At 68.1% G+C, this 19,239-nt stretch carries 20 protein-coding genes; 11 read left to right on the top strand and 9 right to left on the bottom strand.

Annotation, left to right across the window (positions count from 1 at the left end; all coding sequences use genetic code 11):
- Positions 1–54: 54 nt before the first annotated feature.
- On the bottom strand, positions 55–447 hold the full coding sequence (locus ACE3T8_RS08475) for a DUF3224 domain-containing protein (protein WP_374608428.1): 393 nt from the start codon (positions 445–447) through the stop codon (positions 55–57).
- A 107-nt stretch (positions 448–554) separates the two neighbouring features.
- On the opposite strand from ACE3T8_RS08475, the gene ACE3T8_RS08470 reads away from it, so the two are divergent.
- Positions 555–1,205, top strand: coding sequence for a histidine phosphatase family protein (locus ACE3T8_RS08470; protein WP_374608426.1), 651 nt, complete (start codon positions 555–557; stop codon positions 1,203–1,205).
- A gap of 3 nt (positions 1,206–1,208) precedes the next feature.
- Here the strand turns inward: ACE3T8_RS08470 and ACE3T8_RS08465 are convergent, their stop codons facing one another.
- Positions 1,209–2,066 (bottom strand): aldo/keto reductase, encoded by an 858-nt coding sequence (locus ACE3T8_RS08465; protein ID WP_374608424.1) that lies wholly within the window; start codon positions 2,064–2,066, stop codon positions 1,209–1,211.
- Positions 2,067–2,109: 43 nt separating this feature from the next.
- Here ACE3T8_RS08465 and folC point away from each other — a divergent pair, with 43 nt between their 5' ends.
- From folC to ACE3T8_RS08440, 5 genes are all read left to right on the top strand, one after another.
- Positions 2,110–3,378, top strand: a complete 1,269-nt coding sequence (gene folC / locus ACE3T8_RS08460) for a bifunctional tetrahydrofolate synthase/dihydrofolate synthase (RefSeq protein WP_374608422.1) — start codon at positions 2,110–2,112, stop codon at positions 3,376–3,378.
- A gap of 113 nt (positions 3,379–3,491) precedes the next feature.
- Positions 3,492–4,484, top strand: coding sequence for an SPOR domain-containing protein (locus ACE3T8_RS08455; RefSeq protein WP_374608420.1), 993 nt, complete (start codon positions 3,492–3,494; stop codon positions 4,482–4,484).
- 29 nt (positions 4,485–4,513) lie between these two features.
- The gene (gene purF, locus ACE3T8_RS08450) at positions 4,514–5,983 is read left to right on the top strand and encodes an amidophosphoribosyltransferase (RefSeq protein WP_374608419.1); all 1,470 of its coding nucleotides are present in this window, start codon (positions 4,514–4,516) and stop codon (positions 5,981–5,983) included.
- A gap of 129 nt (positions 5,984–6,112) precedes the next feature.
- Positions 6,113–6,916 (top strand): ferritin-like domain-containing protein, encoded by an 804-nt coding sequence (locus ACE3T8_RS08445; RefSeq protein ID WP_374608416.1) that lies wholly within the window; start codon positions 6,113–6,115, stop codon positions 6,914–6,916.
- 62 nt (positions 6,917–6,978) lie between these two features.
- Positions 6,979–7,440, top strand: coding sequence for a COG3650 family protein (locus ACE3T8_RS08440; protein WP_374608414.1), 462 nt, complete (start codon positions 6,979–6,981; stop codon positions 7,438–7,440).
- Between the two features lie 87 nt (positions 7,441–7,527).
- Here ACE3T8_RS08440 and ACE3T8_RS08435 read toward each other — a convergent pair whose 3' ends face one another.
- Positions 7,528–8,250: a UDP-2,3-diacylglucosamine diphosphatase gene (locus tag ACE3T8_RS08435; protein WP_374608413.1), complete on the bottom strand. Its 723-nt coding sequence runs from the start codon at positions 8,248–8,250 to the stop codon at positions 7,528–7,530.
- A 152-nt stretch (positions 8,251–8,402) separates the two neighbouring features.
- Here ACE3T8_RS08435 and gltX point away from each other — a divergent pair, with 152 nt between their 5' ends.
- Positions 8,403–9,803 (top strand): glutamate--tRNA ligase, encoded by a 1,401-nt coding sequence (gene gltX / locus ACE3T8_RS08430; protein ID WP_374608411.1) that lies wholly within the window; start codon positions 8,403–8,405, stop codon positions 9,801–9,803.
- 15 nt (positions 9,804–9,818) lie between these two features.
- Positions 9,819–10,307 (top strand): transcriptional repressor, encoded by a 489-nt coding sequence (locus ACE3T8_RS08425; RefSeq protein WP_374608409.1) that lies wholly within the window; start codon positions 9,819–9,821, stop codon positions 10,305–10,307.
- Between the two features lie 58 nt (positions 10,308–10,365).
- Here ACE3T8_RS08425 and ACE3T8_RS08420 read toward each other — a convergent pair whose 3' ends face one another.
- Positions 10,366–12,576, bottom strand: a complete 2,211-nt coding sequence (locus tag ACE3T8_RS08420) for a TonB-dependent receptor (RefSeq protein WP_374608408.1) — start codon at positions 12,574–12,576, stop codon at positions 10,366–10,368.
- Between the two features lie 82 nt (positions 12,577–12,658).
- Between ACE3T8_RS08420 and ACE3T8_RS08415 the strand changes: the two genes are divergently transcribed.
- Positions 12,659–13,072 carry a MerC domain-containing protein gene (locus ACE3T8_RS08415; RefSeq protein WP_374608406.1) on the top strand — a complete coding sequence of 138 codons (414 nt, stop codon included), beginning with the start codon at positions 12,659–12,661 and terminating at the stop codon, positions 13,070–13,072.
- Positions 13,073–13,274: 202 nt separating this feature from the next.
- Positions 13,275–13,520 (top strand): 30S ribosomal protein THX, encoded by a 246-nt coding sequence (locus tag ACE3T8_RS08410; RefSeq protein WP_374608405.1) that lies wholly within the window; start codon positions 13,275–13,277, stop codon positions 13,518–13,520.
- Between the two features lie 63 nt (positions 13,521–13,583).
- On the opposite strand, the gene ACE3T8_RS08405 is transcribed toward ACE3T8_RS08410, so the two are convergent.
- The 3 genes from ACE3T8_RS08405 to ACE3T8_RS08395 are packed head-to-tail and all read right to left on the bottom strand — an operon-like array spanning position 13,584 to position 16,195.
- Complete coding sequence (locus ACE3T8_RS08405; protein ID WP_374608403.1) at positions 13,584–14,786, bottom strand: dipeptidase; 1,203 nt, start codon at positions 14,784–14,786, stop codon at positions 13,584–13,586.
- A gap of 16 nt (positions 14,787–14,802) precedes the next feature.
- Entirely contained in the window at positions 14,803–16,044 is a 1,242-nt protein-coding gene (gene hutI / locus ACE3T8_RS08400) for an imidazolonepropionase (protein ID WP_374608480.1), read from the bottom strand.
- Positions 16,013–16,195, bottom strand: a complete 183-nt coding sequence (locus ACE3T8_RS08395; protein ID WP_374608401.1) for a hypothetical protein — start codon at positions 16,193–16,195, stop codon at positions 16,013–16,015. Before ACE3T8_RS08395 ends, hutI begins: the two co-directional genes overlap by 32 nt.
- 48 nt (positions 16,196–16,243) lie before the next feature.
- On the opposite strand from ACE3T8_RS08395, the gene ACE3T8_RS08390 reads away from it, so the two are divergent.
- Positions 16,244–17,485 (top strand): formimidoylglutamate deiminase, encoded by a 1,242-nt coding sequence (locus tag ACE3T8_RS08390; protein WP_374608400.1) that lies wholly within the window; start codon positions 16,244–16,246, stop codon positions 17,483–17,485.
- Here ACE3T8_RS08390 and ACE3T8_RS08385 read toward each other — a convergent pair.
- Both ACE3T8_RS08385 and ACE3T8_RS08380 read right to left on the bottom strand, forming a co-directional pair.
- Positions 17,482–17,979 (bottom strand): methylated-DNA--[protein]-cysteine S-methyltransferase, encoded by a 498-nt coding sequence (locus ACE3T8_RS08385; protein ID WP_374608398.1) that lies wholly within the window; start codon positions 17,977–17,979, stop codon positions 17,482–17,484. The two genes, ACE3T8_RS08390 and ACE3T8_RS08385, sit on opposite strands and share 4 nt — an antisense overlap.
- Positions 17,976–19,196 carry an ectonucleotide pyrophosphatase/phosphodiesterase gene (locus ACE3T8_RS08380; RefSeq protein WP_374608396.1) on the bottom strand — a complete coding sequence of 407 codons (1,221 nt, stop codon included), beginning with the start codon at positions 19,194–19,196 and terminating at the stop codon, positions 17,976–17,978. The genes ACE3T8_RS08385 and ACE3T8_RS08380 overlap by 4 nt, the downstream gene beginning before the upstream one ends.
- Positions 19,197–19,239: the final 43 nt, after the last annotated feature.

Raw genomic sequence — 19,239 nt, 5'->3', positions numbered from 1 at the left:
ATGCGTGAAACGGAAACGCCGGCCTCGTGCCGGCGTTTCCATTTGCGCGCGGGGTCAGTCGCGGAAGTCGTAATCGAAAGTGTAGAAATGCTTCCCGTCGACGATGTCGATAGCGATCCGCCCGTGCAGGCCGGTCAACTCGTCGGTGCCGGTGTCAGGGACCACGGTCAGCTCCAGCGAGGGCTTGCCGCGATCCATGATGCCGTTGTGCTGGGCGAAGAAGCTGCCGCTGCGACCGTCCAGCCTGCCCACGATGCGCTCCATCGCCACGTAGGCGCCGGAGCCCTGCACCGGCGACATCACTGCCAGCATGTGGACCACGCTGGTGGCATCTAGCGCGCCGTGGAAGCGCTTGTCGAAGCGCGAATGGCCGACCGTGGCGCCCTGGCCGATGTCCAGCTCGTCCTGCGGGATGCGTTTGACCTCGAACTCGCCCTTGGCTTGCATGCGGGGGATCCTGGTAAGCGGCTGGAGAGCCTAACGCCTGCGCCGTAAAGTCGCGTGCAACCTGCTACGCTGTTGCGACGCAACATAGATGAACAGGGGCCGCTGCCATGAAGATCCTGCTTGCACGTCATGGCGAGACGCCGTGGAACGCCGAAGGCCGCTACCAGGGGCAGGAAGACATTCCCCTGTCGGAGGTCGGCATCGGCCAGGCCTCTGCACTCGGTGAACGCCTGCGCGACCTGCCGATCCACCGCGCCGTTGCCTCGCCGCTGTCGCGTGCGCGACGCACCGCGGAACTGGCCTTGGGCACCGAGCGCGCGGGGCAGCTGATGTTCGACGGAGGCCTGAAGGAAATCGCCCACGGCGAGTGGGAAGGCCTGCTGGCCAGCGAGATCGACGCACGCGACGGCGAGCGCCTGCGCGCGTGGCGCGACGCGCCCGAGACCGTGCAGATGCCGGGCGAGGGTGGCGAATCGCTGCAGCAGGTGCTGGACCGTGCCTGGCCTGCATTCGCGCGTGCCTGCGCCGGCCTGGGCGCGGACGACACTTTGCTGGTCGTGGCTCATGACGCCGTCAATCGCGTGCTGCTGTGCCGGATCCTGGGCATCCCGCTGTCGAAGCTGTGGGGTTTCCGCCAGGCACCGACCACGATCAACCTGCTGGAAGGCGCCTCGGTCGATGCGCTCGAAGTCGTGCGTCTCAACGATTGCAGCCACCACACCGCGCTGTTCGGCGAGGCCAAGCACCGCGCGCTGTAACGCTCAGGGCACCGGATACCCGCGCGCCGCTTCCCACAGCGCGTACCACGCATCCTTCGGCAGCGGTGTTGCGCAGGCATCGGCAGCAGCGCGGATGCGCGCCGGATCGGTACTGCCGATGACCACGCGCGTATCCGGCACGCTGGCGACCCAGCGCAACAGCAGCGAAGCGGCATCCAGCCCGAATTCATTGCCCAACGACTGCAGCGCCTCGTGCAATGGCCCGGAAGATTGCAGCAATCCACCTCCGCCCAGCGGCGACCATGCCTGTACCTCGGCGCCGCGCGCGCGGGTGGCGTCGAGCGTGCCGTCTTCGATGACCGTGCTGTTGGCCAGCGACAGTTCGACCTGGTTGCCGACGATGCCGAGCGTGCCGTCGAACAGCGCCAGTGCGTGCGCGCCGAAGTTCGACACGCCGAAGGCGCCCACGCGTCCCGTCGCCTGTTCCTCGCGCACCCAATCGGCGATCACTGCCGGCTCCAGCAGCGGATCGAAGCGATGCAGCATCAGCACGTCGACATGGTCGGTCCGCAGGTCGCGCAGGCTGGTGTCGAGCGCCGCGCGCAGGTGGCGCACCGACAGGTCGTAGTGCTGCACGCCACGCGGGTTGCCGGGGCTGCTGGTGCGGACGATGCCGACCTTGGCCAGCAGTTTCAGCCGCTGCCGCAATCCGGGCCGCGATGCCAGCGCCTCGCCCACCAGTGGATTGGTGGCGTGGTCGCCGTAGATGTCGGCCAGGTCGAGGGTGTCGATGCCGGCATCGAGCGCGCCCTCCAGCAAGGATGCGACCGCGGTGGGCGACAGCTTCGCGCCCCAGCTGCCGAAACGCATGGAACCGAGGATCGGCGCGGGCTGGCTCATGTCGGGGTGTCGCTCGGCGGGGACGAGGCCGGATAATAGCGGCATGCCCACGCGTCCCTTGAGCGACTGGCTCGCTTACATCGAGCAACAGCATCCCAAGTCCATCGCGATGGGCCTGCAGCGCGTGCGCGAAGTGGCCATGCGGATGGGCTTGGGCAAGCCGGCGAAGCGCGTGATCACCGTCGGCGGCACCAATGGCAAGGGCTCGACCGTCGCCTTCATCGAGGCCATCGCCCGCGCGCATGGCTGGAAAACTGGCGCCTACACCTCGCCGCACCTGTTCCGCTACAACGAGCGCGTGCGCATCGAGGGCGCGGATGTCGAGGACGACGCGCTGGTGGAAGGCTTCGAGGCGGTCGAGGCCGCGCGCGGCGACACCCCGCTGACGTACTTCGAATACGGCACGCTGTGCGCATTGTGGCTGTTCGCCCGGGCGAGGCTGGACCTGGTCGTGCTGGAAGTCGGCCTGGGTGGTCGCCTGGATGCGGTGAACCTGGTCGATGCCGACGTCGCGGTGATCACCACCGTCGACCTCGACCACCAGGATTGGCTGGGCGATGACGTCGAATCCATCGGTTTCGAAAAGGCCGGCATCGCCCGCCCGTTCAAGCCGCTGATCCTGGGCGACGACGACCCGCCGGCCAGCGTGTTGCGGCATGCGTACGCGATCGGCGCGCAGTCATGGCGGATCGCCAACGATTTCTTCGCGGAACCCGTCGATGCCGCGACATGGCGCTGGCGCGAAGTCGGGCATGCGATGACCCTGCCGCGACCGGCGCTGGATGCACCGGTGCAATTGCGCAATGCGGCCTGCGCGGTGGCGGCACTGCGCGCGCTGCCGGGTCGCATCGAGCGGCAGGCGTACGCGGAGGGCATCGCCAACGCGCAAGTGGTCGGTCGCCTGCAGCGGTTCCGCCGCGATGGCGTCGAAATCGTGGTGGACGTGGGCCACAACCCGCAGGCAGCGCGTGCGTTGGCGGCATGGCTGCGCGCGCAGCCGCGACGTCGCACGCTTGCGGTGTATGCGGCGCTGGCCGACAAGGATGCCGCGGGGGTGGTCACGGCCTTGGCCGGGCAGGTCGATGGCTGGCACCTGGCGGGATTGGTCGATGCGGGTTCGCGTGGGCAGCAAGCCAGCGCGTTGCGACAACGCCTGGCCGGTACCGAAGCCGCCACGGCGGATGCGCATGCAGATCCCGGCATCGCGCTCGAAGCCGCGCTGCAGTCGGCCACGCCCGATGGGCGCGTGCTGGTGTTCGGCTCCTTCCACACCACGGCAGTCGCCCTGAGGCGATTCGGGGCCGATAGATGACGCGTGCGATTGCTCTCCCGCGTGGCGACGCGTTGCATGGGTTCGCAGGGGGACGTTAATCGCGGCGCGGTATAATTCCGGCTCCCCCGCCGCCGCTGGTCCCCGGTATGCCGATGGAACCCTCGTTGAAGCAGCGCCTGGTCGGCGCGGTCGTGCTGGTCGCACTGGCGGTGATCTTCCTGCCGATGCTGGTCAAGGGCCCCGCGCCCGACAGTGGCGTGTCCGATGTGGCGCTGGACGTGCCCGCCGAACCCGAGACTGCGGACGGCATGGTCACCCGCGACCTGCCACTGGTCGCGCCGGCAGGCGCCCCGGAAGGTGGTGCGACCGGGATGCCTTCGGCGATGCCGGATGCGGCAGCGCCCAGCACGCAACAGGGTGCGTTCCCGACCACTGCGGCCGGCGACCATGCGGTCAGCTTCGGCAGCTATGCCACCGCGGCGGATGCCGACAAGGTGATTGCCGCGCTCAAGGCTGCCGAGCTGCCCGGCTACCGCGAAACGGTGACACTCAACGGGCGCCAGGCCGAGCGAGTGCGCATCGGTCCGTTCGCCGACCTGGCCGTGGCCGAGTCCGCGCGGCTGCGGGCCGCGCAGGTGAATCCGAACGTCGGCGCCAAGGTCATCGCGCTGGATGCGAATCCGGCGACGCCACCGGCACCGGTGTCCGCACCTTCGACCGCGGTGGCCGCCACGCCGACGGCGCCGGTCAAGGCCGAACCGCTGCCGCCCGTCGCCACCAAGCCGGCTGCGCCGGTCACCACGCCTGCGGCGAAACCTGCCGTCGTGGCCGAGGCGAAGCCGACGCCACCGGTACCCAAGTCTGCTGTGGTCACCCCGCCGCCGGCCAGCAAGCCCGCCGACACCAGCAAGACCGGTTTCGCGGTGCAGGTCGGTGCGTTCGCCGATGCCGCTGCAGCCACTGCCTTGCGCGACAAGCTGCGCAGTGCCGGCTTCAACGCGTTCACCGACAGCGTCAGCACCGAAGGCGGCACCCGCACCCGCGTGCGTGTCGGCCCGGCGATGAACCGTGCCGAAGCCGACGCGCTCAAGGCGCAGGTCAAGGCCAAGGCCGGCATCGACGGCATCGTCCGCCCGCATCCGTAACACCCTCGTTCGAACCAGGAAACAACCCCATGTGCGGCATCGTCGGAATCGTCGGCCACAGTGAAGTCGCGGCCCAGTTGTACGACGGCCTCACCGTACTGCAGCACCGTGGCCAGGACGCGGCCGGCATCGCCACCGCGGATGGCGGCAAGTTGCGCGTGCACAAGGGCAACGGGCTGGTGCGCGACGTGTTCGACCAGTCGGCGATGGCGCTGCTGTCCGGCCGCGTCGGCGTCGCCCATTGCCGCTATCCGACCGCGGGCAGCGAGGGCAGCGACGAAGCGCAGCCGTTCTACGTCAATTCGCCGTTCGGCATTGCCCTGGCGCACAACGGCAACCTGATCAATACCGACGCGCTGCGTCGCGAGGTGTTCGAGCAGGATCGGCGCAACGTCAACACCGAATCCGATTCCGAAGTGCTGCTCAACGTGTTCGCGCACGAACTGGACCTGCAGAAGGCACTGACGCCGGATGCGGTGTTCCGCGCGCTGGAAGGCGTGAACCGCCGTGCCAGGGGTGGCTACGCGGTGGTCTGCGCGGTGCTGGGCCTGGGCCTGGTGGCGTTCCGCGATCCGCACGGGATCCGCCCGCTGGTGCTGGGCAAGCGCGCGGGCGCGGGCGGCGACGAATACATCGTGGCCTCGGAATCCGTGGCGCTGGACATCCTCGGTTTCGAGCGCATCCGCGATGTCGAACCGGGCGAAGGCATCGTGATCACCGCGCGCGGCGAGCTGTTCGCGCAGCAGTGCGCGCAGCCGCAGGACCACGCGCCCTGCATCTTCGAGTACGTGTATTTCGCGCGACCGGACTCGATGATCGAGAACATCTCGGTGCACAAGGCGCGCATGCGGATGGGCGTGACCCTGGGCGAGAAGATCCTGCGCGAGCGCCCCGACCACGACATCGACGTGGTGATCCCGATCCCCGACACCAGCCGCGATTCCGCGCTGGAAATCGCGAATGTGTTGGGCGTGAAGTATCGGGAAGGCTTCATCAAGAACCGTTATGTCGGCCGTACGTTCATCATGCCGGGGCAGGGCGAGCGGGCGAAGTCGGTGAAGCGCAAGCTCAACCCGATCCCGCTGGAGTTCCGCAACCGCGTGGTGCTGCTGGTCGACGATTCCATCGTGCGCGGCACCACCAGCAAGCAGATCGTGCAGATGGCGCGCGATGCAGGCGCCAAGAAGGTGTATCTCGCGTCCGCCGCGCCGCCGGTGCGTTACCCGAACATCTACGGCATCGACATGCCGTCGAGTGAGGAACTGGTGGCGCACGGTCGCAGCGAGAAGGACATCGAGCAGTTGCTGGGCTGCGATTGGCTGATCTACCAGGAATTGTCCGACCTCGAAGCCGCGGTAGCCGGGCCGAAATTCCCGGGTCGCCGCTTCGACAGTTCCTGCTTCAGTGGCGAATACGTGACCGGGATCGAGACCGGTTATTTCGAGCGCCTGCAGCAGTTGCGCTCGGATGACGCGAAGAAGACGCGCCGGGCGTCCTGAGCCCCTCTCCCCTCGGGAGAGGGGTTGGGGTGAGGGTGCGACGGGCTCGTTCAGTCGAATGAAACGAACCCTCATCCGCCCCTGCGGGGCACCTTCTCCCGGCGGGAGAAGGAAACACCAAGCGCAAGAATGACCGACCTCTTCGCTGCCGCCCGCGCCTGCCTCGACGCCAACACGCCGGATGAAAAGCCTGCATTGACGTTGGCGATGGCGAACGCCTTCGCCCGCGGCGAACTCGTGATCGATGCCGATGCGCCGCCACCCGAGCCGATCCGCATGCCCGGCCGCCCGCAGCGTCCGCTGCTCGTGCATCCACGCGATCTCCCGCGCCGCGGCTTCGGCAGTGTCGAAGGTCGTGCGGCCTTCATCCATGCGGTCGCGCACATCGAGTTCAACGCCATCGACCTGGCCTGGGATGCGGTGTATCGCTTCCGCGGCATGCCGGCCGCGTACTACGCCGACTGGGTCTCGGTCGCGAACGACGAGGCCCGCCATTTCGCGATGCTGCGCGCGCGCCTGAACGAACTCGGCCACGACTACGGAGACTTCGATGCCCACAACGGCCTGTGGGAAATGGCGGAAAAAACGGCAGGTTCCGGCTTGGCACGGATGGCGCTGGTGCCGCGCGTCCTCGAAGCGCGCGGGCTGGATGTCACGCCGGGAATGATCGTGAAGCTGCGTTCGCTGGGCGATGACGTGACCGCCGACATCCTCGACATCATCCTGCGCGAAGAAGTGGCGCACGTCGCTTCGGGTTCGCGCTGGTATCGATGGCATTGCGAACGCGAAGACATCGAGCCACGCGCCAGGTTCCGAGAGTTGCTGCGCGAATACGCCACCGGCGTGCTGCACAAGCCGTTCAATACCCAGGCGCGGCTGGAGGCCGGCTTCGATCTCGAAGAGCTGGAAAGCCTGCTGGCCGAAGCCGGCTGAGTTTCATCGCGGCCGAAGATGGCATGCGGCACACTCCGCGCTGTCCGTCCTGGAGCATTGCCTTGAAATTCGCCATCGCGTCGCTCTCGTTGCTGCTGGTCGCCTGCCAACCGTCGCAGCCGCCGGCTGACCCCGTGCCGCCGGCGGATGCGGTCGCGCCGGCTGTGCCTGCATCGCCCGCCGTCGAAACGTCATCCGCCAAGCGGGTTGCCGGTGAGGAGAACGTCGAGCCGCTGCGGATCTTCCGCGCGTTCGGCACCGAGCCGTTCTGGGGCGTCAACGTCGAGGGCACGCGACTGACGTACACGACGCCGGAAGACCAGCCCGGCGTAGTGATGCAAGGCACGCGCAAGACCTTGGCCGATGGGGTGGAGATTTCAGGCCAGCACGATGGCAAGCCCTTCGTGCTGGCGGTCAGCAGCGGGACCTGCAGTGACGGTATGTCGGACAACACCTACAGCATGGTGTCGACGTTCCGTTACGGCGACATCGACTACAAGGGTTGTGGCGAAGCGGCGAAATAGCCAGGCGATGAGGCGACGAGGGCGCGGGGCGTTCGCACAGCGGCATTTCGAGGCGCGCAGCGAATGCCCTGTGTCCTCGTCGTCGGACTACAACGAAGCGAGTTCGACGCCGTCCTCGCCGACCCGCAGCACCGAGCCCTGCTCGTACCAGTCGCCCAGCACGACGCGGGTATTCCCTTCGCCTTCATCGTGGATCGCCGGGCGATGGGTGTGGCCGTGGATCATCCGGCGCACGCCGGAGGTCGCGAACAGCGCGTCGACCGCGTCCTTCGCCACGTCGCCGACGACCTCGGCGGTGCCGGCACTGACCAGCTCGCCATAACGCGCCTTGCTGGCCGCGCGCGCCTGTGCGGCGAACGCGAGCCGTGCCTCGAGAGGTTGGGCGAGGAACTGCATCTGCCAGCGCGGGTCGCGGGTCTGCGCGCGGAATTGCTGGTACGCGAGGTCGTCGGTGCAGAGCAGGTCGCCGTGGAGGATGACCGTCGGCGTGCCGTACAGGTCGATGACCCGCGGTTCGTCGAGCAATGTCATGCCGCAGCGCGCCGCGTAGTCCGCGCCGAGCAGGAAATCGCGATTGCCGCGGATGAAACGCACCGGCACGCCGGACGCGGCCAGTGCGCGCAATTTGTCGGCGACGAACGCGCCTGCATCGGACGGATCATCGTCGCCGACCCAGGCCTCGAACAGGTCGCCGAGGATGTACAGCGCGTCCGCGCCTGTCGCTTCCTCATCGATGAAGCGGCCGAACAGCTCGGTGATCGCCGGGCGTTCCGGGTCGAGGTGGAGGTCGGCGATGAACAGCGTGGTCATGCGGGCATTGTAAAACTCCTCCCCCTGCCTGCAGGGGGAGGCTGGGAGGGGGTTAGCCCTCGCCAAGACTAAATCCCACCCCAACCCTCCCCCGCAGGCAGGGGAGGGCGTAAACGCTAAAATGCGCGACCACCGCATGTCCTGTCGATCCCATGACCGTCCGCACCCGCTTCGCCCCCAGTCCCACCGGCTACCTGCACATCGGCGGCGCGCGCACCGCGCTGTACTGCTGGCTGGAATCGCGCCACAAGGGCGGCGAGTTCATCCTGCGCATCGAGGACACCGACCGCGAGCGCAGCACGCAGGCGGCGATCGACGCCATCCTGCAGGCGATGGAATGGCTGGGCCTGGACTACGACGAAGGCCCGATCTACCAGACCCATCGTCTCGACCGTTACAAGGAGGTCGCCGAGCAACTGGTGGCTTCGGGCCATGCGTACTACGCCTACGAGACCAAGCAGGAGCTCGAGGCGATGCGCGAGGCCGCCATGGCAGCCAACGACAAGCCGCGCTACAACGGCGCGTATCGCGACGCGAACGCCGGCTGGCGCGACGATCCGAACCGGGTGATCCGCTTCCGCAATCCCATCGATGGCGTGGTCGCGTGGGACGACAAGGTCAAGGGTCGCATCGAGATCGCCAACAGCGAGCTCGACGACCTCGTCATCTTCCGCAGCGACGGTTACGCCACCTACAACTTCGCGGTGGTGGTGGACGACATCGACATGCGCATCACCGACGTGGTGCGTGGCGACGACCACGTCAACAACACGCCGCGCCAGATCAACATCTATGAAGCGCTCGGCGCGCCGGTGCCGAATTTCGCCCACCTGCCGATGATCCTGGACGAGCAGGGTGCCAAACTGTCCAAGCGCACCGGCGCCGCCGATGTCATGCAGTACCGCGACGCGGGCTACCTGCCGCATGCGTTGCTGAATTACCTGGTGCGCCTGGGCTGGTCGCATGGCGACCAGGAAGTGTTCTCCATCGCTGAAATGCAGTCGCTGTTCGACCTTGCCGATGTCAACGCGAAGGCGGCGCGGCTGGACATGGCCAAGCTGGGCTGGCTCAACCAGCAATACCTGAAATCGGACGATGCCGAGTCCGTGGCCAGGCATCTCGAATGGCATTTGCAACAGGCGGGCTACGACCTGGCGAAGGGCCCGAAGCCGGCCGATCTCGTCATCGCGTTGCGGGAGCGTGCGCAGACGCTGAAGGAAATGGCGGAGAAATCCGCGGTCTGGTTCGGCCCGTTGACCGTCTACGACGACGCGTCGGTGGCCAAGCATCTCAAGGACGCCGCGCGTGAACCGCTGGCGCAGATGCGCACGCGGCTTGCCGAACTGGCGGACTGGTCGCCGGAGCCGATCCACGATGTCGTGAAGACGGTGTCCGAGGCGCTTGGCATCGGCATGGGCAAGATCGCGCAGCCGTTGCGCGTGGCGATCACGGGCACCCAGGTCAGCCCGGACATCGGCTGGACCGTGTACCTGTGCGGCCGCGACGAAGCGCTGGCGCGGATCGACGCGGCCCTTGCGAAGCTGTCGGGCTGAACCCAGATCACGGTCATGGCCAAGTCGCACGCCTGCAGCAGTCCCGACCACCACGTGCACGATGCCGCCGGCTTCGTCGCGGCGGTGGAGCGCGCCTGCAGCGAGCGCGGGTTGCGGCTGACCGAGATTCGCGCGCGCGTGCTCGGGCTGGTTGCCGATGCCGGCAAGCCGATCAAGGCCTACGACCTGCTCGACAAGGTGCGCGAAGGCGAGGGTGCCGGCGCGGCAGCGCCACCGACGGTGTATCGCGCGCTGGATTTCCTGCTGGCCAATGGCTTCATCCACAAGCTGGAGTCGGTCAACGCCTTCGTCGCCTGCCACCACCCGAATGCCGCGCAGCATTCTGCGCCGTTCCTGATCTGCGATGCCTGCCACAAGGCTGTGGAGCTGGAGGACGAACACGTCGTGGCCACGCTCGATGCGCAAGCGCGCGCGCTGGGGTTCAGTCCGCAGACGCAGACTCTGGAAGTGCACGGGCTCTGCGCGGAGTGCGCGCGCAAATAAAACCGCCTGCCCCCCGGAGGGAGGCAGGCGCCGATCGATCGCGGGGGTCAGGCGACGATCAGAAGAACAGGCGTACGCCCATCACCAGGTTGCGGCCCGGCAACGGCACCACATCCTTGAGGAACGAGGTGTGCGGGCGCGCTTCACGGTTGCTCAGGTTGCTGCCATCCACGAAGACCTCCCACTCGCGGCCGCTGGCGGTGTCGATATGCCAGGCCACGTGCGCGTCGACCAGGGTGTAGCCGGGGGTCGCGTCCTCGAACGCCGCCACGTCGTCCTGTTCGAGATATCGCACTGCGCCGAGGCTTGCGCGCCAACCATCGCGTTCCCAGCGCAGTTCGCCACCAACGCGTGACGGCGCGATCCGGGGCAGGTTGCCGCCGGTCGCTACTTGCGCTTCCTCGTGGTGATAGTGATCGCCGTGCGGGACATCGACTTCGACCAGCGCGGAACCCGGCGCATCCGTGAGCTTGCCGCGCACGGTGTCGGCGAACGCGCCGATGGTCCACAGGCCGCTGTCGCCCTCGGCGATCTGCCAGTCCACGCGCGCCTCGATGCCGGAGAAGCGCGCGTTGTCCTGGCGCCACACGCGCGCCGGAAAGCCCTCGACCTCGAGGTCGGTATCGGCCAGGTAGACGAAGTCGTCGTAACGCGCATGCCATGCGGACAGCTGCGCCTCGATCGGCCCGCGATGCAGGTGCATGCCCAGCTCGATGCGTTGGGCGGTTTCCACGCCCAGTGCCGCATTGCCGAACTCGAAGCCGCCGGTGGCGACGTGCAGGCCGGAGGAGTAAAGCTCCTCGGCGGTCGGCGCACGTTGCGCGCGATCCAGCCCGAGGTTGAAGTGCAGCGCGTCGTTGACCTTCCAGCCCAGCCCGGCGGAGAGGCTCGTCGTCTTGAAGTCGCGATCGGGCGATGCGGTGGCGGACTGGTCGACGTCTACGCGGTTGCGGTCGTGGCGCAGGCCCAGGTCCAGTTGCAGCGGGCCGAATGCACGCTGGCCGATCCAGAACAGGCCGGTGTCGCGGGAGACCGAGCCGGGCACGAAGGCCTCCGCGCCGACCGCAACGAAATCGCGATCGCTGGCCTGCAGGCCGAACGCGCCCTTCCAGCCGGCAACGGGCGCATGCACCAGTTCCGCGCGGGCCTCGCGACCACGGTTGTGGAACACGGTGCCGATGTCCGCGCCTTCGAATTCGGTGTGGGTGTAATCGGTGTTGGCGAATTTCACCCGCAGCGATTCGAACGGGCCCAGGTCGTCGATGCCGCCACGCAATTCGCTGCGGCGCTGGTCCATCACGATGCGGACATCGCCCTCGCCATGATCGTCCGCTTCGTCGTCGTGCTCGCCTTCCTCGTGCCCGTGCCCGTGGCCATGGTCGTGGTCGTCCTCTTCGTGGGCATGGTCATCCCCGCCGGGAATGCCGTACGCGGTGTTGTAGAGGCTGTACGACGCACCAAGGAAGCCGCGCGCGCCGATCCATGACACGCCCAGTGCGGCGCTGTCGGTGCGCACGGCGCTGTTGCCCAGGGTGCCGGCATCGTCCGGATCGGGGGTTTCGCCTTCCTCGGCCAGGTGCGCGGCGCTTTCGGCGAAACCGGGAATCGAATAGTCGCCAGCCTCGCGATGCAGGGCATCGAAGTGGAACGCGAACTGCCCGGCGTAGCCGTCCAGCCGGAACATGCCGGTGCGTTCGTCGTTGACGCTGCCGCCGCGCAGTTCCGCGCGGCCTTCCAGCGGCGCGTCGGGGAGCGATTCGGGGATGCGGCCATCGACCACGTTGACCGCGCCGCCGATCGCGCCGCTGCCGTAGAGCAGGGTGGCCGGGCCTTTCAGCACCTCGATCTGGTTGGCCAGGAAGGGTTCGATGGTGACCGCGTGGTCCACGCTGACCGTCGACACGTCGCCCGAACCCAACCCGTCGCTCAGCACCTGCACGCGCGCGCCGTCCAGTCCGCGGATGATCGGCCGGCCCACGCCGGGGCCGAAGTTCGACGATTGCACGCCCGGCAGCTTGGCCACCGTTTCGCCCAGGGTGCCGGCCTTGGCCTCGTCCAGCTTGCTGCCCGCCAGCACCTCGACCGGCGTGGCCAGGGTTTCGGCGGTATCGGCCAACGGGGTGGCGCGGACTTCGACCGCAGCCAGGTCTTTCGGCTCGTGGTCATGCTGGGCGTGCTGCGCGTCCTGGGCGTGTGCGACGAGAGCCAGGGCCAGGGCGAGCGCGCTGGCCAGGACGGCGTGCTTGAATGCGTGGGAGTGCCGGGGCATGGAAGGAAACACTGTGATGACGATGAAAGATGTTATAACATATCAAAATCGGATCCCCACCCGTGCCTGAAGTCACCCCTGCATGAATCCCCGCCTGCACGCCCTGTTCGACCGCCTCGGTGCCACCGGGGCACTGCTGTGCGCGATCCACTGCGCCCTGCTGCCGATCCTGATTGCCCTGCTGCCCTCGCTGGGCCTGTCCGCTGCGCTGGCACCGAGCTTCGAGGTCGGGTTCGTGCTGTTCGCCACCCTGTTCGGGCTGGCGGTGCTGGTCTGGAGCTACCGCCGGCACCGCGCCATGCGCGCGCTGTGGCTGCTGATCCCCGGGCTGGCGGTGCTCTGGATCGGGATCCTGTATCCCCCGCTGCACCATTCCGTCGTGCCGCATGCGGTGGCAATGACGTTTGGCGGCACCCTGGTCGGGCTGGCCCATCTGGCCAACCTGCGGCTCAACCACGGCCACGTCCACGACGCCAGCTGCGCCCACGGGCATTGACCAAGGCTGCGCCTTGGCCAATGCCAAGGTTGGGGTTGCAAACCCTGGCCCCCGCTACGTGCCTCCAGTCCGCCGCGGTGCAGCGCGCCGGGCGTTCGGTTGGCCTGCGCGGCAGTGCCGCGCGGGCAGGCCATCCTCACCCCCCGGCCCCTACGGCCCCACCCCCTTGCCAAGGGGGTTAGGAACGGGGAGCGGGAAGCGCGTGCTAGAATCGCCGGTCTCGCGCGCGGCGCGAACCACACACTCGAATCGATCCAGGAGCATCACGATGGGCAAGGGCGACCGCAAGACCGCCAAGGGCAAGCGCTACAACGCCAGCTATGGCAATGCACGCTCGCACGCAACCACCAAGGCCGCCGGCACCGCCGCTGCTTCCGTGGTGAAGAAGGCCGCGACGAAGACCGCGGTCAAGGCGCCGGCCAAGAAGGTCGTGGCGAAGAAGGCCTGACAGCCCGCTTCCCGCGATGCACGACAAGAACCCCGCTCCGGCGGGGTTCTTGCGTTTTGGCCGTTACTTCGCCGCGCCGTCCTCGATCGCCCCCCAGGCGCGCAACAGGTTGCCGCCAAGAATCTTGCGGATGTCGGCGTCGTTGTAGCCGCGCGCCTGCAGGCCGGCGACCAGGTGGGGGAAGTCGGTCACGGTCTTGAGTTCGGCCGGCAGCTCGCCGTCCACGCCATCGAAGTCGGAACCGATGCCGACGTGATCGATGCCGAGCAGCTTCACCCCGTAGTCGATCTGGTCCAGCACCTGCGCCAGGGTGCTCGCGCGCACCGGATGCGCGGCGTCCCAGGCCTTGTCGAACGCGACGCGGTCCTTCGGCGGCTGGCCCTGCGCCTTGAGCGCGGCGTTGTTGCGGTCGAACTCGTCGATGGCGCGGAATCGCGCCTGGGTGTCGGCGGCGCTGGCGGGGTCGATGAAGGCGGTGCCGAACGGGATCTGGATCACGCCGCCCTTCGCGGCGACGGCCTTGGCGATGTCGTCGCTGATGTTGCGCTCGAAATCCGGGGTGAAGTGGCGGAACGCGGAATGGCTGGCGATCACCGGCACCCGGCTCAGCGCGATCGCCTCCTTCGCCGAGGCATCGCCGAGGTGCGACACGTCCACGATCATGCCGAGCCGGTTCATCTCGCGCACCACGTCGCGGCCGAACGGGCTGAGGCCGTTCCATTGCTTCGTACGTGCGTAGGAAGAGTCCGCGAGCCGGTTGTTGCCGCTGTGCGCCAGGGTGATGTAGCGCACGCCGCGATCGAAGAAGAACTGCACGTTGGCGAGTTGGTCGCCGAGCGGCGCGCCGTTCTCCATGCCCATTGGCAGCAGTACGCGCCCGCCTTCGATCAGTCGCGTGGCATCCTTCGGCGAGGCCAGGATCGCGAACTTGTCGGGATGCCGCTGCACCAGCGCCTCGACCCCGTCGATCATCTGGTTGGCCACATGCCAGGCGCTGCCGTCGGCGTCCTGCTTGGGCGAGGTGTAGATCGACATGAAGGCCACGTCGAGGCCGCCCGCGCGCGACTTGGGATGATCGAACTCGCGATCCTTCGCCTCGACACCGAGGTCCGCCCACTTGTCCATCAGGATGCCGGGCGCGTCGATGTGGGTGTCGACGATGATCGCGTCCTGCGCCAGTTTCGCCGCGGCGTCCTGTGCCTGCGCGATGGGAGCAGCAAGCGCCAGCGAGGCGAGGATCGAAGCGGCGAGCATGGCATGGCGCATTGAAGTCTCCAGGGATTCAGGCGAGCCGGCGACCGCCGGCATAGGAGGCGTGCAGCAGTTGCCCGCCAAGCCAATAGCACAGCGCCGCCGGTTGCCGCACGTGCCAGTGGGCGATGTCGGCGCGCAAGCCGACGCGCAACACGCCGCGATCCTGCAGGCCAAGCGCGCGCGCGGCATTGATGGTCGTGCCGCGCAATGCTTCTTCCGGCGTCAGTTTGAAATGCGTGCAAGCCAGTTGCATCGCCTGCCGCAACGACAGCAGCGGCGACGTGCCGGGGTTGCAGTCGGTCGCCACCGCCATCGGCACGCCATGCGCGCGCAATAGTTCGAGCGGCGGAAGTGTCGTTTCGCGCAACACGTGGAACGCCCCGGGCAGCAGCACCGCGACCGTGCCGGCCGCGGCCATCGCGCGCACGCCGGCCTCGTCGGTGTGTTCGATGTGGTCGGCGGACAGTCCAACGAATTCCGCGGCGAGTGCCGCGCCGCCACTATCGCTCAATTGATCCGCATGCAACTTCACCGGCAATGCAAGCGCACGCGCGGCCTCGAACATGCGCCGCGTCTGCGCGGAGGTAAAGCCGATGCGCTCGCAGAACGCATCCACGGCATCGACCAGGCCTTCGGCATGCAAGGCGTGCAGCCAGCCGATGGCGGCATCGATGTAGCCATCGGCATCGTCGCGGTATTCCGCGGGCAGCGCATGCGCGCCAAGGAACGTGGTTCGCACGTCAATGCCGAGCGTTTCGCCGATGCGCCGCGCAACCCGCAGCATCTTGCGTTCATTGGCCAGGTCCAGGCCATAGCCCGACTTGATCTCCAGCGTGGTCGCGCCATCGGCGATCAATGCGCGTGCACGCGGCAACGACTGGGCCAGGAGTTCGTCTTCGCTGGCCTCGCGCACGGCGCGCACGCTGGAGAGGATCCCGCCGCCGCTGCGTGCGATCTCCTCGTAGCTCGCGCCCTGCAGGCGCAGTTCGAACTCGCTGGCGCGATCGCCGGCGAAGACGAGATGGGTGTGGCAATCGACCAGGCCGGGCGTGACCAGGCCTTCGGCCTCGATCACCTCATCGGCGAGCGAAGAAGCATCGCCGGGCAATCCACTGCGTGGGCCGACGTAGGTGAGCAGGCCATCCTTCCAGCCCAGCGCGCCGTCTTCGATCAACCCATGACCAGTGTCGCTGTCGAGCGTCGCCAAGGTGGGGCCGAGCAGCAGGCCGTCCCAGCGATCAGTCACCACCGCCTCCGTCGCCGCCGCCATCGCAACCGTCATGGTGCGAATGGCCGCCGTCTCCACCACCGCCACCGATGCCATCGCTGCCGGAGCCGTAGCGACGGCGCAGGTGCAGGATCAGCAGCACGGCCAGGGCCATGGCCGCGAACATCATTCCGAGCACCAGCATGCCGTCCATGCGCAAAGCCTACCGCAGCCCGCGGCGGGTTTGCGCGACAATGCGCCGATGCACACGCCGAACACGTCGATTGCCACCCGCAGCGCGCGCGGCTGGGCCTTGCCCGGCATCGCCAACCTGCATTCGCATGCCTTCCAGCGGGCGATGGCCGGCCTGGCCGAACGCCAAACCGATCCCGCGGATTCGTTCTGGACCTGGCGCGAAACCATGTACGCGATGGCCGCGCGCTTCGATCCCGACCTGCTGCGCGCCGTCGCCTCGCAGTTGTACGTGGAGATGCTCGAAGCCGGTTACACCACGGTCTGCGAATTCCACTACCTGCACCACGGGCCGGATGGCACGCCCTATGCGCAGGCCGATGCGATGTCGCAGGCGCTGTTGCGCGCCGCGCGCGATGCCGGCATCCGCATCACCCTGTTGCCGGTGCTGTACATGACCGGTGGCTTCGATGGCAGGCCGCTGTCGGCGCGCCAGCAGCGCTTCGGCCATTCCGTCGACGCCTACCTGCGCTTGCTCGACACGTTGCGCATCAGCGAAGGCGACACGGTGCGCATCGGCTGCGCGCTGCACAGCCTGCGCGCGGTGCCGTCCGACCCGATGCACGAGGTGTTGACCGCGCTGCCGGCGGCGTCGCGGATCCACATCCACATCGCCGAGCAATTGCCCGAAGTCGAGGAATGCATCGCGCTGCGCGGTGCGCGACCGGTGGAATGGCTGCTGGACAGCGTGCCGGTGGACGCGCGCTGGACGCTGGTACACGCCACCCACCTGGACGATGGCGAAGTGCAGGACATCGCGGGCAGCGGCGCGACCGTGGCGATCTGCACGACAACCGAAGCCAACCTGGGCGATGGCTTGTTCCCGCTGCGGGATTACCTGGATGCGGGCGGGCGCTGGGGCGTGGGTTCGGATTCGAACAGCTCGGTCGATCCGGTCGAGGAACTGCGCTGGCTGGAATACGGGCAACGCCTGCGCGCGCAGCGTCGCAACATCGCGTCGAGCATGCGCGTGCCCAGCGTCGGCAGCACCTTGTTGAATGGTGCAGTCGCGAGTGCTGCCGACAGCACCGGCTTCAATCAAAGCGACGTCATCGTGCTGGATGCCGACGCGGCGATCCTGGCCGGCGCGACCGAAGGCGATGTCATCGACCGCTGGATCTTCAGCGGCAATCGCCCGCTGGTGCGCGATGTCGAGGTCGCCGGCGCGCGCGTGGTCGAGGACGGTCGGCATCGCGATCGCGATGCGGTCGCGGCGCGCTATCGCGAGGCGATGAAGGTGTTGCTCGCTTAAAACAATCCGCCTTGTTGCGCCGGCAACGCACCTTCCAGCCGCAGCAGGAACTCCTTCACCGGCAGACCACCGCCGAAGCCCACCAGCGCGCCATCCGCACCGATCACGCGATGGCAGGGCAGCACGATCGGCAGCGGGTTGCGGCCATTCGCCGCACCCACCGCGCGCACCGCATCGGGACTGCCGATGGTGCGTGCCTGCTCGGCGTAGGTCGAGGTCTTGCCATGCGGGATCGGCGCCAGGGCCTGCCAGACGCGCAACTGGAATTCGGTGCCGCGGGGTGCCAGCGGCAGGTCGAAGCGGGTCCGCGTGCCGGAGAAATACTCCGCGAGTTGCGCCTCGGTCGCCTGCAGGATCGGATTGTCGCCGCCGTGCCAGTCGCCGCGATTGACCGGATGGCGGTTGTCGCGGAATTCGATGTGGCGGAGGCCGCTGTCGTCGGCCGCGAGCATCAGTGGCCCGACCGGGCTGTCGATGCGCCGGCACAGGATCATCGGCTGTCCTTCAATGCGGGCAGCAGGGGCGCGATGTCGCCATCGTTCGCTGCAGGCGTGATCCGCAACAAGCGCGCCAGCAACGCATACACATCGACATTGTCGAACGCGGGCAGGCGCACGCCGTTGCGGAAGGACGGCCCCACCGCAGTGAACGCCGCGCGCATGCCCACGTCCTCCGGCGCGAACCCGTGCTCGCCCTTCAGCACGGTCGAGACCGGATAGCGATGCAGCCACACGCGCCAGCCATCGTCGGCCTGGCAGATGATCGGCGGGATGCGCGGGTTGCGGCCGAAGTGCCAGGCGGGCGGCGCATCGGCCTTGCGCCAGCATTCGAAATGATCGTGGCGACGCACCAGTGCACGCTCGACCTCCGCCTCGCGGCCCGGTTTCGCGGTCAGCCACGCCATCTGCCCGACGGATTCGACCTGCATCGCATCCGCCGGCAGCAGGTCGTCGAGGAAGACGAGGTTCGCGGCGGGCACATCGGCCATGCCGTGGTCGGACAGCACGATCAGGTCCACGCGGTCGTCCAGCCCGCGCGCGTGCAACCCGTCGCGCAATCGCGCGAGGCCGGCATCGATCGTGGCCAGCGCCTGCACCGCCTGCAGCGAATGCATGCCCGACGCGTGCGAGGCCACGTCGTACTGCTCCATGTACAGGGTGAGCAGGCGCGGGCGCTGCGCGGGCGGCAGGTCCAGCCAGGCCAGCAATTGATCGACGCGTGCATCGACCGGCAGGCTGCCGTCAAAAGGCGTCCAGTAGCGCGGACGCTGCCCGGCGATCTCGGCTTCCGAGCCCGGCCAGAACATCGTCGCCGCGATCCCGCCCTGGCGCTGCAGGGTGGCCCAGATCGGCTCGCCGCCGTACCAGCGGCCATCGCGCGCGCTGGCCTGCTTGGACACGTAGCGCCCCAGCACGGCGTCGTTGATGTTGTTGTTGACGATGCCGTGGCGGTCCGGGCGCAGGCCCGTGGCCAGGGTGTAGTGGTTGGGGAAGGTCAGGGTGGGGTAGCTCGGCTGCAGCCACGCCGCCTGCACGCCTTCGCGGGCGATGCCGTCCAGCGCGGGCATGCGCCCGCTGCCGGGGACCGCGGCAGGCAGGCCGTCGATCGAGACCAGCACCACCGTCGGCGCGGCGTCGGGCGCGCGCGTGGTGGCGCAGCCCTGGACGAGGAGGAGCAGCGCCAGCAGTGCGCCGCGGAGCAGGAAAGCCATGCGCCGATGATAGCGGAGGCAGGTGACACCTCGGCTTCCATAC

Origin of the sequence: Thermomonas sp., assembly GCF_041919455.1 — a bacterium.
Classification (GTDB): domain Bacteria; phylum Pseudomonadota; class Gammaproteobacteria; order Xanthomonadales; family Xanthomonadaceae; genus Thermomonas.
The sequence above is the reverse complement of the archived record's forward strand: the minus strand, read 5'-3'. Positions and strand labels throughout refer to the sequence as shown.